Annotated in this window: 13 protein-coding genes, 2 tRNA genes and 1 pseudogene; 11 read left to right on the top strand and 5 right to left on the bottom strand. The window is 68.0% G+C overall.

The annotated features are described in order from the left end of the window. Nucleotides 1-79 precede the first annotated feature (79 nt). Together HT579_11870 and HT579_11865 are read left to right on the top strand one after the other, a co-directional pair. Nucleotides 80-316: a helix-turn-helix domain-containing protein gene (locus tag HT579_11870; protein QKS29539.1), complete on the top strand. Its 237-nt coding sequence runs from the start codon at nucleotides 80-82 to the stop codon at nucleotides 314-316. Continuing rightward, nucleotides 313-1710 carry an AAA family ATPase gene (locus HT579_11865; protein QKS29538.1) on the top strand — a complete coding sequence of 466 codons (1398 nt, stop codon included), beginning with the start codon at nucleotides 313-315 and terminating at the stop codon, nucleotides 1708-1710. The genes HT579_11870 and HT579_11865 overlap by 4 nt, the downstream gene beginning before the upstream one ends. Before the next feature lie 48 nt (nucleotides 1711-1758). Here HT579_11865 and HT579_11860 read toward each other — a convergent pair whose 3' ends face one another. After that, nucleotides 1759-1923, bottom strand: coding sequence for a hypothetical protein (locus HT579_11860; protein ID QKS29537.1), 165 nt, complete (start codon nucleotides 1921-1923; stop codon nucleotides 1759-1761). A 30-nt stretch (nucleotides 1924-1953) separates the two neighbouring features. On the opposite strand from HT579_11860, the gene HT579_11855 reads away from it, so the two are divergent. The 6 genes from HT579_11855 (at nucleotide 1954) to HT579_11830 (ending at nucleotide 5927) form a co-directional block, all read left to right on the top strand. After that, nucleotides 1954-2538 (top strand): hypothetical protein, encoded by a 585-nt coding sequence (locus HT579_11855; protein ID QKS29536.1) that lies wholly within the window; start codon nucleotides 1954-1956, stop codon nucleotides 2536-2538. 9 nt (nucleotides 2539-2547) lie between these two features. Then, complete coding sequence (locus HT579_11850) at nucleotides 2548-3255, top strand: hypothetical protein (GenBank protein QKS29535.1); 708 nt, start codon at nucleotides 2548-2550, stop codon at nucleotides 3253-3255. After that, nucleotides 3252-3920: a hypothetical protein gene (locus HT579_11845; protein QKS29534.1), complete on the top strand. Its 669-nt coding sequence runs from the start codon at nucleotides 3252-3254 to the stop codon at nucleotides 3918-3920. The genes HT579_11850 and HT579_11845 overlap by 4 nt, the downstream gene beginning before the upstream one ends. A gap of 71 nt (nucleotides 3921-3991) precedes the next feature. Next, complete coding sequence (locus HT579_11840) at nucleotides 3992-4384, top strand: hypothetical protein (protein ID QKS29533.1); 393 nt, start codon at nucleotides 3992-3994, stop codon at nucleotides 4382-4384. Nucleotides 4385-4452: 68 nt separating this feature from the next. Then, the gene (locus HT579_11835) at nucleotides 4453-4683 is read left to right on the top strand and encodes a hypothetical protein (protein QKS29532.1); all 231 of its coding nucleotides are present in this window, start codon (nucleotides 4453-4455) and stop codon (nucleotides 4681-4683) included. Beyond that, complete coding sequence (locus tag HT579_11830) at nucleotides 4680-5927, top strand: phage major capsid protein (GenBank protein QKS29531.1); 1248 nt, start codon at nucleotides 4680-4682, stop codon at nucleotides 5925-5927. Before HT579_11835 ends, HT579_11830 begins: the two co-directional genes overlap by 4 nt. A 323-nt stretch (nucleotides 5928-6250) precedes the next feature. Here the strand turns inward: HT579_11830 and HT579_11825 are convergent. The 4 genes from HT579_11825 to uvrC all read right to left on the bottom strand — a co-directional run bounded on the left by HT579_11825 (nucleotide 6251) and on the right by uvrC (nucleotide 8963). Beyond that, nucleotides 6251-6324 (bottom strand) — tRNA-Cys (locus HT579_11825). 63 nt (nucleotides 6325-6387) lie between these two features. Beyond that, a tRNA-Gly gene (locus tag HT579_11820) sits at nucleotides 6388-6463 on the bottom strand. Between the two features lie 104 nt (nucleotides 6464-6567). Beyond that, nucleotides 6568-7146 carry a CDP-diacylglycerol--glycerol-3-phosphate 3-phosphatidyltransferase gene (gene pgsA / locus HT579_11815; GenBank protein QKS29530.1) on the bottom strand — a complete coding sequence of 193 codons (579 nt, stop codon included), beginning with the start codon at nucleotides 7144-7146 and terminating at the stop codon, nucleotides 6568-6570. Beyond that, nucleotides 7146-8963 (bottom strand): excinuclease ABC subunit UvrC, encoded by a 1818-nt coding sequence (uvrC, locus tag HT579_11810; protein ID QKS31624.1) that lies wholly within the window; start codon nucleotides 8961-8963, stop codon nucleotides 7146-7148. Before uvrC ends, pgsA begins: the two co-directional genes overlap by 1 nt. A 163-nt stretch (nucleotides 8964-9126) precedes the next feature. On the opposite strand from uvrC, the pseudogene HT579_11805 reads away from it, so the two are divergent. The 3 genes and pseudogenes from HT579_11805 (at nucleotide 9127) to HT579_11795 (ending at nucleotide 12515) form a co-directional block, all read left to right on the top strand. After that, nucleotides 9127-9324 (top strand): annotated as a pseudogene (locus HT579_11805) (SEC-C domain-containing protein). After that, nucleotides 9229-11706: a tetratricopeptide repeat protein gene (locus HT579_11800; protein ID QKS29529.1), complete on the top strand. Its 2478-nt coding sequence runs from the start codon at nucleotides 9229-9231 to the stop codon at nucleotides 11704-11706. Before HT579_11805 ends, HT579_11800 begins: the two are co-directional and overlap by 96 nt. Next, a complete protein-coding gene (locus tag HT579_11795) occupies nucleotides 11703-12515 on the top strand; it encodes an N-acetylmuramoyl-L-alanine amidase (protein QKS29528.1) in 813 nt (270 codons plus the stop codon). Before HT579_11800 ends, HT579_11795 begins: the two co-directional genes overlap by 4 nt. Nucleotides 12516-12519 lie beyond the last annotated feature (4 nt).

The raw sequence follows: 12519 nt of genomic DNA, 5'->3' as shown, positions 1-12519 counted from the left end.
CGCCCTTATGCGCTATCTGGTATTTACGTAGAGTTCGCTTCCATACCCGCCGCCGTGCGGGGATATTGGAAGCGAACCTATGCTAACAGCATCAACCCGTAACACCGATCCGCTGCTTGACGAAGCCGCTGCCGCCGCTTATCTGAGCGTGGCGAAGGGCACGCTGGGCGTCTGGCGCTGCACGAATCGCTACCCGCTGCCGTTCGTGAAAGTTGGGCGAGCGGTGCGCTATCGCCAATCCGCCCTCGATAATTTCTTGGCGAGCCGGGAAGTTCATCAAGGCGAGGCGAGCGTTGACCACGGCGGGCGCGCATGATGGGAGCCCGCGACGCCCCGTTGCGCGACTTCGGATCACGGCGCAAGCCCGCGAGCGCCTACCAAGCATTCGCCGCCATGTTCGCGGACCTCGCCCCGCAAGAGCGCGACGAGCTGGTGGACGGCGTTGTCGCTGAACTACCCGTCCTACACGTCTGGCACGGGCAGCAACTGAGAAAGCAAGTCGGCAATCTCCTCGCCGACGGCTGCCCGCCCGATCAGATCGGGTACAGCGCATTCGCCGGCCCCTACGCAATTCCGCCGCTGCCCGACCCGCCGGCCGTCGAGTGCGAGGATCTGCCGCCGATCGAGAGCTACGCGCAGCCCGGCGACTCACCGACACCGCGGCAGGAGCCGGACACCCCCCGGTACACCGTCGTCATGGTGGGCGACGTGCTCGCCCGGCCCGCGCCGCCGGAAAGGGTCAGAGGCGTTCTGCCCTGCGAAGGAATCGCGGCGATCTACGGCCCGAGCAAGAGCGGCAAGAGTTTTCTGGGCCTGGACCTGCTTGACGCGACGACCACCGGCCGCGACTGGTTCGGACATCGCGTGGCCCGCTGCCAGGGGCTGTATGTGTGCCTTGAAGGCGCCGCCGGAATCACCAAGCGCGCACAAGCCCTGCGCGTGAAGCGACCCGGTGCACTGCGCAATGTCGGCTTTCTGTTTCCGCCCGCATTTGACCTGCGTTCCCGAAAAGACCGAGAGGATTTTCGGGAAGCCGCGGAAAGTGCAGGGTGGCGCCGGAGCGGCATCCTCGTTATCGACACGCTGAGCTGCGCATGCCCTGGGTTCGACGAGAACGACTCGGCCGGCATGGGCGCCGCTGTGGCTGGCGCCAAAGCCCTACAGGCAGCGCTGGGCGGCTTGGTGGTCCTCCTGCACCACACGGGAAAGGACCGCACGAAGGGCCTGCGAGGGCACTCCAACCTCGGCGCCGCGCTCGATGCGGCGATCGAGGTGAGCCGCGACGGCGACGACCGCCAGTGGTCCGTCGACAAGTACAAGGACGGCGAAGAGGGCGCAGCGTTCTGTTTCCGTCTGGAGTCAGTGCAAATCGGCAGCGACTCCGAGGACGGAGAGCCGATCACATCATGCGTCGTCGCGCCAGTCGAGGCCACCACAGGCACGCCAAGCCGGAGCAAACCGCCGCAAGGCGGAAACCAACGCATCGCCTACGACGCCCTGAGCGAGCTGCTGCGCGACAGCCGGGATTTCGGGAAAGGCAATGCGCCACCGACACGCCCCTGTGTTTCGTACACCGCCGCCGTCGCGACAACAGCCCGCCGGCTGCCAGTTGAAGCCAAGCGACAACCCGAGCGCGCAAAAGCCGCAATCACCGCCCTCGTCGGCAACGGCTGCCTTGCCTTCGCCAACGACTGGCTGTGGCTGCCATGAGCTTCCCGTTTTCCCGAAATCCCGAAAACGGGAAGGTTCGGGAAGCCTTCATTCAGTACCCGCTTTCCCGTTTTCCCGTTTTTCCTTTAGGAAAACGGGAAACGGGAAACGGGAAAGGCCGATGGATACCAACTCGGCTTCCCGAAGGCCAAAGGAGCCGAGGATTCGACCTTCGGCATTCATCGTCTTCGGCCAGCGATCTACCTGCCCCATCACCGACCACCAACCGAGAAAGACCGGACCATGTTGACCCTCACCGAAACCACCGCCCGCGAAACCCCACCGGCCGGCGCACATGCCGCCCGCTGCTGCCTGGTTGCTGACCTTGGTTCGCAGCCTGTCCAGTTCGACGGCGAAAGCCGGCTTGTCCGCAAGCTGCTGCTGTCCTTCGAGCTGGCTGAGAAGCGCGCTGACGGCAGCGCGTTCGTCGTCAGCCGGCGATTCACGGCGAGCCTGAACGAACGCGCTGCCCTGCGAACGTTCCTGCGCGCCTGGCGTGGCAAAGACTTCACCCCCGACGAGCTGCAGTCGTTCGAGCTGCCGCGGCTGCTTGGCGCCCCGGCGATGGTGACGCTCATCGAGACAGAGCGCGCCGGCCGGCAGTACGTCGACATCGCCGGCATCAGCCCGCTGCCGAAAGGGCTTGCTGCGCCCGCCCTGGCCGATCCGGGCACCGTCTTCGACATCGACGACCCGGCCGCCGGCAGCGTCTTCGAGGCCCTGTCACCCAAGCTGCGGGAAGTCATCGCCCGTTCGCCCGAATGGCAGGCACGCAAGGCGCCGCCGGGCGCCATTCTCGCCGACCTTGACGACGACATCCCGTTCTGAGGACATACCATGCGCATTTACCTCGACATCGAGACTCTGCCGAGCATGGCGCCCGGCGCCATCGAGCAAGTTCGTGCGACCGTCCGCCCGCCCGCGACTCACAAGAAACCCGAGACGATCGCCGCATGGTGGTTATCCGAAGGCGAAGCGGCCGTTGACCGCGCCTGGCGAGCGCAAGCCCTCGACCCCGCCGCCGGCGAACTGTGCGCCATCGGTTTCGCCGCTGACGGCGACGATTCGCCGCAAGTGCTCGTGCGCCAGACCGATGAGCCGGAGCGCAGCCTGCTCGAGCGATCGCTGACCGGTATCGAAGCCCTGCTCGAGGAATGCGCCGTGCTCGACGGCAGCGGCGTCGCCTGGCCGAGTCAGCCGTACTTGATCGCCCATCATGCGGCGTTCGATCTCGCCTGGCTGCGCGTCGCCTGCTGGCGCCACCGCTACCGCCCGCCGTTCGAGCTGCCAGGCGCTTTCGCCCGCTGCCCGCGCGACTTCGGCGACACCATGCAGCTGTTCGCCGGCCCGCGCGATCGCATCAGCCTTGACGCCCTGTGCCGCAGCCTGGGCATTCCTTCGCCGAAGGAAGGCGGCATCGACGGCAGCAAGGTGCTCGACCTGTGGCTGGCCGGCGATCGGGAAGCGATCGCGCGCTACTGCGCTGCAGACGTGGCAGCCGTGCGCGCCTGCTGGCGCCGCCTACATTGGGAGGACGCGGCATGAGCGGCGAGTTGGTAGTCGGCATCGACCCCGGCCTGAGTGGCGCCATCGCCGCGCTGACCCGCGAGGGCGCAATCGTCGCCCTCGCCGACACGCCAGTGCTCCACGTGGCGGGCAGCCGCCGCGTGCTCTCCCTCGCAGCGCTCTCGCACCTGCTGCGCGGCATCGACCCTTCGCGCGCGCTGCTCGAGCGCCAGTCCGCCAGGCCGGGCGAGGGCGTGGTCTCGAGCTTCACCACCGGCCGCGGGTTCGGCGAATTGCTCGGCGTCCTCGCGGCACTCGGCATCCCGCATGATGACATCCTGCCGCAGTCCTGGCGCCGCATCATCGGCCTGCCGCCCGGCAGCGACAAGGACGCATCCCGTCTGCTGGCCATTCGATCATGGCCGGAAGCCAGGCAAGACCTGAAGCTGGCGAAGCATCACGGCCGCGCCGAGGCGCTGCTGATCGCCGAGGTTGCCCGGCGCCGGCACTTCATCGGCGACCGCGTGCCTCTGCGGGTCCTTCCTGCTCGCCTGCTCACGGGTAATGCGAGCTGCGACATGACGCCAGGGAATGCCTCAGACATAAGGGCAACATGCACTGCGCATACCGGCTGCGAAGCGCATGGCATACCGCGCTGCGGCATCTGCAAACCCTGTGCCAGCAAGGCCGATGCACCCACGTAGCCCTGCCGCGCCTGTTGCGGCAAACTTTGTGCTTGTCGTTGCCCGCGTCATTGTGCAACGCGGCTTCATAGATGATGCCTCAGCCTGCTGAAAGCGCCGTTGTCGCGCGTCTGGCGGCGATGGAGGACCGGCTGCAGCAGTTCGCCATCGAGCTGGCGGCAGAGCGCGAGGCGCGCCGTTTGCTCGAACTGCGCGTCTGCCGGCTGGTCGAGCAGCGATCTGCCGGCGAGGTTCGCAAGCTGGCGCTGCGCCGCGAGATTCGCCAGGCGGCAGACTGCATCGGTGCCCGAAGCACGACGACCGCCAAGCGCCTGAGTGCGCTGCTGCGCGGCCAGGAGCAACCCGCCGGCGATCTGGACGTGCTCGTCGCCCGGCTGCGACAGCGCGCCGACCCGCGTTGCCCGACCGCCTGGCGCTCGCTGTGGGAGGCGATGCGGGCTGGCGTTGCGGAATTTGCAGACTGATAACAGCACGTCCGGCGATGGGCGCACAGTGCGGACTCCCATTCACGAACCTCGGAGAACCACCGCACATGAACCCCCCCGCCCCAAACCTCGATCGGATGTTGGCCCTCGGCGGCGAGATGGCCGGCATCCGCGGCAAGCGCATCGCCCTGACGATGTTCGCGGCCGGCCGGAGCGAGCGCGACTTGCTCGACGCCCTGAGCGAGCAGCCGAAGACCGGCACCGCGCGCCGTGACGTCCGCCCTGGCGCCGCCCTGATGGCGACCTCGCCTGCAATCCCGCTGGAGGTCCGGCAATGAAGATCCTGAACGACCGCGACGCCCGCGCCACCGAGCTGCGCGCACTCGCTGAAACGCTGCACGCGCATGACCTTGGCGTCGAGGCGATCGCCCGCGGCTGGCACCGCGACGAACTCCTGCGCCGCATCCTCGATCGGCAGCGGGAAAAGCCGCTGATCGACCTGGCGAACGCGACCTTCGGCGGTGATGCGCGCGACCTCAGCGGCTACTCGATCACGCGTGCCTGCCGCGCGCAGTACGTGCGCTCCTGGCGGGATGCCGGACTCGAGCAGGCAGTTTCGGACTCGATCACGACGCGAAGCGGCCGGGCGCCGAATGGAAGCTGGGTCCCGCTGTCGCTGGCGACCCGTGATTTCAACGTCGGCACGGCGAACCAAGCTGGCAACACCGTTGGCGCTGATCGCGACCGCGACGGCCGCTGGACCCGCGACCCGCTGCGCGCGCTGAGTGGCTGCCTGAGCCTCGGCGCCAGCGTCCTCCCGAATCAAGACGCGACCCTGAGCCTGCCTTACTTCAGTTCGACCACGACGGCAAGCTGGCTGACTGAGGTGCAGGCGGCGACGGACGTTGCCGAGACGACAACCCAGGTTGAGTTCCCCCCGAAAAGATCGAGTGTCGTCTTCGTGATGTCGCGACAGGCCTTGTTCGCTGCGCAGCCGGCCCTCGACCGGCTGATCGTTCGGCATCTGACCGCCGCCCTGATGGCTCGGCTCGATGATGGCATGCTCAATGGATCGGGCAGCGGTGCCGAGCCGCGGGGTTTGCGCAACACGACTGGCATCGGTACGGTCGTCGGCGGCACGGACGGCGCTCAACTCGCCTGGTCGCACTTGGTCGACCTGGAGGCCGCGCCGACTGCGGCCAACGCCCCTGAGGCTGCCGCCGGCTGGTTGCTCAACGGTGCGACGAGAAAATGGCTGCGCAAGACTGCGCGCGGATCCGGCCTGGACTTCATCCTGCCGGCCGACATGCGCCTGCTTGGCTATCCGGCCGCCGTGTCGAACAACGTGCCGTCGAACCTGACGAAAGGCTCGGCCAACGGCGTTTGCAGCAGCGTGCTCTATGGCTCCGACTGGAGCGCCCTGGCTGCCGTGTTCTACGGCCCCGCCGCGATAGACCTCGTCGTCGACAGAATCACCCTCGCCGATGTCGGCAAGGTGCGCATTGTTGCGTCGATCTACGTCGGCGCCGGCTGCCTGTCGCCCGGGTGCTTTGCCAAGATGGACGACGCGCTGACCGCCTGAACTCTGACTTCCACGTGGTCGCCCCGCCGGGCGAGAGAGCGCCCCATAGCCCGGCGGCAGGAAGCATTCCGACCCATGGGTGCGCACGCAGTGTCGGCGCCAAGCCTCGGAAAGGCCGCGCCGGCCGGCGGCTGGCGACCCCGCGCGAGCGGGTGGAAGCCGCCAACCTTCCCTTCTGACAGATCGTAGCGGGCTTGGCTGCGGCTATAGTCCGGTGCTGATGCTGGGTTTTCTTCGCCATCGGTGCCGAGCTGAAATGTAACCCCGATGTAACCCCGGCAATTCATCCGGCATTGAAGCGGGCAGCAAGTGCTTGATTTAGTTGGAGGCGCGAGCGGGAGTCGAACCCACCTACACGGATTTGCAATCCGGTGCATAACCGCTTTGCTATCGCGCCACGCCCATCGGCCGACAGGCGGTACGGCTGGTTCGGAGTGGTCCGAGGGCCGTGCAGAAGACTTGGAGCGGGAAAAGAGTCTCGAACTCTCGACCTATACCTTGGCAAGGTATCGCTCTACCAACTGAGCTATTCCCGCTTGAAGCGAGTGCGCATTATAAAGGCCTGCCCGAGGCTGTCAACGCATTCTTCCTGCCGCGCGGCAGCGGGCAACGGCTGGCCGACGCTGCCGGCGGCCGGCCGCTAACGCCGGCGATCCTCGTCGATCAGGTGTGGCCAGGCCATTCGCATGTAATAGCCCATCGACCACAGGGTCAGCACGGCCGCGATGTAGATCAACCAGGTGCCCAGCTCGAAGGCGCTGACGCCGAGCAGCGGCCGGTAATACAGGAGCAGCGGAATGGCAATCATCTGCGCAGTCGTCTTGATCTTGCCGATCATCGACACAGCGACGCTGCGGTGCGCACCGATGCGCGCCATCCATTCGCGCAGCGCCGAAATCGTAATCTCGCGACCGATGATGATCGCCGCCAGAATGGCATCGAGACGACCAAGCTGGACGAGGACGATCAGCGTCGCCGCGACCATCAGCTTGTCGGCGACCGGATCGAGAAAGGCACCAAAGGCCGAGGTCTGTTGCCAGCGCCGGGCCAGATATCCGTCGAGCCAGTCGGTGGCGGCAGCGACGACGAAGATCAGCGTCGCCGCCAGGTCGCGCTCGCCAACACGCAGCCACGGCTCCGGCAGGTAGTACACGGCGATCAGCAGCGGGATCAGGATGATCCTCAGCCAGGTCAGCAGGATCGGTATGTTGATTGGCATCAGTGCAAAGCCGCGTAGATTTTCCCGGCCAGTTCCCGGCTGATCCCGGGAACTGCGGTGAGTTGGTCAACCCCGGCATCCGTGATTCCCTGCAGGCCGCCAAAACGTGCGATCAGGGCCTTGCGTCGCTTCGGTCCAATGCCACTGATCTCGTCCAGACGCGAAGTCCTGCCGGCCTTGCCGCGTCGCGCACGGTGGCCGGCGACGGCGAAGCGGTGCGCCTCGTCGCGAATCTCCTGGATCAGATGCAGTGCGGGATGTCCCGGGGGCAATTGTAGCGGCTTGCGGGCGTCTGCGAAAACCAGTGTTTCGAGGCCCGGCTTGCGCGCTTCACCCTTGGCGACACCGAGCAGCGGCAGGTCCGACAGACCGAGTTCCTCGAGCGCTGCCGCCGCCGCAGCGACCTGGCCGCTGCCGCCGTCGATCAGCACCAGTGTCGGCAGCACGCCCTCGCCCGCCGACAGCTTCTCGTAGCGCCGCTGCACGGCCTGCCGGATGGCGGCGCAGTCGTCCCCGGGTTGAATGTCGGCAATGTTGAAGCGGCGGTACTCGCCCCGTCGCATGCCGCCGCCCTGATGGACGACGCAGGAGGCGACGGTGGACTCGCCCTGTGTGTGGCTGATGTCGAAGCACTCGATGCGTACCTCGTGGCCCGGTTCGATGTCCAGTTCGAGCGTCCGGCACAGTTCGTCCAGTCGTTCCTCCTGCCGGGAAAGCGCGACACGCCGCGCGGTGATCGCGAGGCGTGCATTCTGCTCCGCCATTTCGACCCAGATGCGCTGGACGGTGAAGCGCGGCTGTCCCACGCGGACGCGGACGGCAGTCATCGCGGCCAGCGACTCGGCGACCTCGGCATCGGGCAGAGGCAGGTTGAGCAGGATCCGCGGCGGTATCGGATGCGCCAGATAGTGCTGGTACAGGAAGGCCGTCAAGGCCTCGAGGGGCGACGAATCGGCGGCATTGGCGGGAAACTGTGGTCGGTCGCCGAGATGCCTGCCCCCGCGGACCATTGCCAGGTTCACGCAGGTCAGGCCGTCGGCCGCGACAGCCGCGACGATGTCGACGTCACCATCCCGGCCACTTTCCACGTACTGCTTCTCCTGCACCTGGCGCAGCGACTGGATCTGGTCGCGATACACGGCAGCCTGCTCGAAGGCGAGCCTGGCCGCCGCCTGGTCCATCAGCTCGGTGAGACTGCCGATGACATCGCGCTGGCGACCCTGCAGGAACATGCCGGCGAGCCGGACGTCCTCGGCGTAACGCGCGGCGTCGATCAGTCCGACGCAGGGGCCGGAGCAGCGCCTGATCTGGTAGAGCAGGCACGGTCGCGAGCGGTTGTTGAACACCGGGTTGTCGCAGGTCCGCAGGCGGAACATCTTCTGCAACAGGTGAATGCTCTCGCGCACCGCTACCGACGACGGGAACGGACCGAAATAATCGGCACGACGATCGGTGGTGCCGCGAAAGAAGGCCAGCTGCGGATAGGCCTCGTGCGTCAGGACGATGTACGGGTAGGACTTGTCATCGCGGAAGAGAATGTTGTAGCGCGGCGTCAGGCTCTTGATCAGATTGTTCTCGAGCAGCAGCGCTTCCGCCTCGGAACGCGTCACCGTCGTCTCGACGCTGGCGATCTGCGCCACCATCAAGGCGATGCGCGGACTCGGGTGCCGCTCGCGAAAATACGACGCGAGCCGCTTGCGCAGATTCTTCGCCTTGCCGACGTAGAGGACCTGCCCATGGCCGTCGATCATCCGGTAAACGCCCGGCAGGTCGGTCAGCGTGGCAAGCAGGGCTTTGGCATCGAAGGCTTCGGTCATCGGCAGGGTGAGGCTTGCTGCGGCAGGCGCCGCGCGGACGGTCGCCGTCGATGGTATCACGCGCACTGCGAAGCCAGTCGCACACCTGCAACGAGCGCCGCGCCGGGCAACGGCAGGGTCGGGACGCACCCGGGTACCGCCGAGGCGGCTGCCGGCGCCACCCATGCCGACCATCTCGCGTGGCGCCGGCGGCCGGCGCCGATCATCGCGCTCCCGACGTCTGATTGACCGTCCTGCGCGGGCCGGCATACACTCTGGCCATGAGTTGCCTTGCAAACCCGTCGAGCGCCTGCCGGTGAGCCCCGGGCGCAACGAGCCCTGTCCCTGTGGCAGCGGCAGGAAGTACAAGAATTGCTGCCTCGGACGTGGCGACGGCAGCCGCAGTCCGGACAGCGCTCCGGCCGCCATCGACCCGGCAAGGTTGCTGGCGATGTATCGCGGTGGCCGCTTTGCCGATCTGGCCGCCCTGCTTCGCCGCCTGCTGCAGACCGCGCCGCAGTCGGGCTTCCTCTGGGCGCTGCTTGGTGCCAGCCTGGAAGCGCAGGGCGAGGACGCTCTCGCCGCCTGGCAGCGGGCGGCGACCCTGTCGCCGCAGGATTTCGACGCCCAGAGCGGCCTCGGCAGGGCTTTGGTGGCCCATTCGCGACTTGCCGATGCCGCCACCTGCTTCCGGCATGCCCTCGCCATGCAGCCGGACAATCCGCTCGCCCACTTCCACCTCGGCGACACGCTGCGCATGCTCGGCAACTTCGACGAAGCGGCGCAGCACCTCGGCCAGCTTCCCGCTCGGGCTCCGGATTTCGTCGATGGGCTGGTGGCGCTCGCCCTGACGCTCGGCGAGCTCGGCCGCTTCGACGAGGCCGAAAAGCTCTGTCGCCGCGCACTGCTGGTCGCGCCGGCAACACCGACGGCGCACTTCTGCCTCGGCAATGTTCTCCTCCGCTCCGCCCGCCTGACCGAAGCCAGGCAATGCTTCGTCGCCGCGCTGCAGACCGACCCGAACTGGCTACCGGCACTCGAAGGTCTCGGCAACGTCCTGCAGGAACTCGGCCAGACCGCGCAGGCGAGCGAGTGCTATCGCAGATGCCTCGAGATCAGCCCCGGCCTGCCGACGGCGAATGCCAACCTGGGGCGGCTGCTCGTCGAGCAGAACCGCTTTGCCGAAGCCGAAACCTGCTACCGGCAAGCCGCGCAGGGCGATCCGCAGGATCCCGCCCTGCTCGAGCGACTCGCCAGCGTCCTGCAGGAGCTCGGGCGTGCGGCGGAAGCGCGGAACTGCTACCTGCGCGCGCTCGCCCTGCAGCCCGACCGGGCCAGCGCCAGGCTGGCGCTGGCCACGGCGGCGCTGCCGGTGCTCGCGCAGAGCGCTGACGAAGCCGCAGCCATCGCGCCGGGTTTCGCCGCCGCGCTCGCAGAACTGGCCGACTGGCTGCACGCCGAACGGCGCCCGCCGCTGTCCGCCGCCGACCTGGCGGCGACGCAGCAGGCGTTCTTCCTGGCCTATCGGACCGGCAACCATGTCGCGCTGCTGTCGCGCTACGCCGACCTCGTCAGCGAATGCCTCGGTCCGCAGGGCCACCCGCGGCCGCCGCCGCGCCCGCGTATTCGCCTGCTCATCGTCTCGCATCATGTGCGCTGGCACTCGGTCTGGAATGTCGTCCTGCGTGGCCTGCTGCTGCACATCGACCGGCAGCGCTTCGAGCTGCTCGTTTACCACCTCGGCAACAGCGAGGACGAGGAGACCGCCTTCGCCCGCGGTCTGGTGGACGGCTGGCGCGACCGGCAGACCATCGTCGATGCCGCCGGCTGGCTGGCTGCGGCCGCCGCGGACTGCCCCGACGTCATCTTCTACCCCGAGATCGGCATGTCGTCGCTGTGCTACTTCCTTGCCGCGCACCGCCTGGCGCCGCTGCAGGTGGCGGGCTGGGGACACCCGATCACCACCGGCCTGCCGAGCATCGACCTCTTCCTCTCCGGCGAGCTGCTCGAATCGCCCGAGGCCGACACCCACTACCGCGAGCAACTGATCCGCCTGCCCGGGACCGGTTGCTGCACCGCCGCCCTGCCGCTGGCTGCCGCGCCGCTCCCGGATGATCTCGAAGGCCGCTTGCGGGCGATGCCGGGAGCGCGCTTCGTGATCGCGCAGCGGGCGATCAAGTTCGATCCCGCCGACGACGACCACTACGCCCGGATCGCCGCCGCCAGTGGCGCGTGCGTCTTCATCATCCTGCGCGATCCGGTCTGTCCATGGGCAACCGATCTGATCTTCACCCGCCTCGAGGCCACGTTCCGCAACCGCGGGCTCGACCCGGCGCGACATCTGCTGCGCATCCCCTGGCTGTCGCCGGCGAGCTTTCTGACCCTGCTCGACCTCTGCGACGTCTATCTCGACTGCCCGGCCTTCTCCGGCTACACCACGGCCTGGCTGGCCCTGCACCGAGGCCTGCCGATCGTCACCCTCGAGGGCCCCTGCCTGCGCCAGCGGCTCGCCGCGGGGCTGCTTCGCCGGGCGGGACTGCCGGCGACCGTTGCGTCAGCGGCGGACGAGTACGTTGCCATCGCCGCCGACCTCGCCCGGACGTGTCGCGACGAGGCTCGCCGTGCCGCCCTGCGCGCGGCGATCAGCGCCGCCGCGCCGAACGTCGACGACGACGTGCGTGTCGTCAGGGCCTTCGAGGACTGCCTGGCGAGCGCGCTTGCGACGCGCCCCGCGGGCGCGACCGGTGAGCCGGGCGAGGCATGAGCCTCTGGCGATGGCATCGCTCATGCCGGCAACAGCACGCCCGCTGGCGCTCGTGCCCATGGCTCCTCCATGCCGCCGGTCTCGCGCTCGTGGCCAGCATCGTCGCCGGCTGCGGCGGCCTGCCGGCCGGCCCTGCCGCGGGTGTCGTGTCGGTGCCGTCACCGAACCACAACGCCCGCCGACCGAACTTCGTCATCCTCCACGACACCACGAGCAGCACCGTCGAGCACGCGCTGAAGACGCTCACCGATCCGGCACGCCAGGTCAGTTCGCATTACCTGATCGGCCGTGACGGCACCCTCTACCAGCTCGTCGACGAGGACCGGCGCGCCTGGCACGCGGGAGCTTCCCACTGGGGCGGCAACACCGACCTCAACTCGGCGTCGATCGGCATCGAACTCGACAACACGGGTGTCGAGCCCTACCCCGAAGCGCAGATCGTCCGCCTCCTGCAACTGTTGCAGGAGCTGCGCGAACGCTACCGGATTCCGGCGGGCAACGTCATCGGCCACGGCGACATCGCTCCCGGCCGCAAGGTCGACCCAAGCCGCCATTTCCCCTGGCAGCGCCTGGCGGCAGAGGGCTTCGGTCTCTGGTGCCGCGAACAGCCGCCAGACCCGGAACTCGCTCCGGTCGACCCGCTGCTCGCGTTGCAGGCGATCGGCTACGACGTCGCCGACCCGGCGGCGGCGGTGACGGCGTTTCGCCGCCATTTTCTGGGCATCGACCTGGCCGGCGAAACGAACCTGGCCGAGCGCCAACTGATGCGCTGTCTGCTGCTCGAGAAGCGGCGCAAGCCTGCGCCCTGAGCGG

It is taken from the genome of Candidatus Accumulibacter similis (assembly GCA_013347225.1).
In the GTDB taxonomy this organism is placed as follows: Bacteria; Pseudomonadota; Gammaproteobacteria; order Burkholderiales; family Rhodocyclaceae; genus Accumulibacter; species Accumulibacter similis.
This window is presented reverse-complemented; position numbering and strand designations above follow the sequence as displayed.

What these genes read in the sequence shown, in the direction of transcription:
- HT579_11870 (QKS29539.1), top strand. Translation starts at nt 80, where the DNA reads ATGCTAACAGCATCAACCCGTAACACCGATCCGCTGCTTGACGAAGCC.
- HT579_11835 (QKS29532.1), top strand. Translation starts at nt 4,453, where the DNA reads ATGAACCCCCCCGCCCCAAACCTCGATCGGATGTTGGCCCTCGGCGGC.
- HT579_11840 (QKS29533.1), top strand. Translation starts at nt 3,992, where the DNA reads ATGATGCCTCAGCCTGCTGAAAGCGCCGTTGTCGCGCGTCTGGCGGCG.
- HT579_11830 (QKS29531.1), top strand. Translation starts at nt 4,680, where the DNA reads ATGAAGATCCTGAACGACCGCGACGCCCGCGCCACCGAGCTGCGCGCA.
- HT579_11860 (QKS29537.1), bottom strand. Translation starts at nt 1,923, where the DNA reads ATGGGGCAGGTAGATCGCTGGCCGAAGACGATGAATGCCGAAGGTCGA.
- pgsA (QKS29530.1), bottom strand. Translation starts at nt 7,146, where the DNA reads ATGCCAATCAACATACCGATCCTGCTGACCTGGCTGAGGATCATCCTG.
- HT579_11855 (QKS29536.1), top strand. Translation starts at nt 1,954, where the DNA reads ATGTTGACCCTCACCGAAACCACCGCCCGCGAAACCCCACCGGCCGGC.
- HT579_11795 (QKS29528.1), top strand. Translation starts at nt 11,703, where the DNA reads ATGAGCCTCTGGCGATGGCATCGCTCATGCCGGCAACAGCACGCCCGC.
- HT579_11865 (QKS29538.1), top strand. Translation starts at nt 313, where the DNA reads ATGATGGGAGCCCGCGACGCCCCGTTGCGCGACTTCGGATCACGGCGC.
- uvrC (QKS31624.1), bottom strand. Translation starts at nt 8,963, where the DNA reads ATGACCGAAGCCTTCGATGCCAAAGCCCTGCTTGCCACGCTGACCGAC.
- HT579_11850 (QKS29535.1), top strand. Translation starts at nt 2,548, where the DNA reads ATGCGCATTTACCTCGACATCGAGACTCTGCCGAGCATGGCGCCCGGC.
- HT579_11845 (QKS29534.1), top strand. Translation starts at nt 3,252, where the DNA reads ATGAGCGGCGAGTTGGTAGTCGGCATCGACCCCGGCCTGAGTGGCGCC.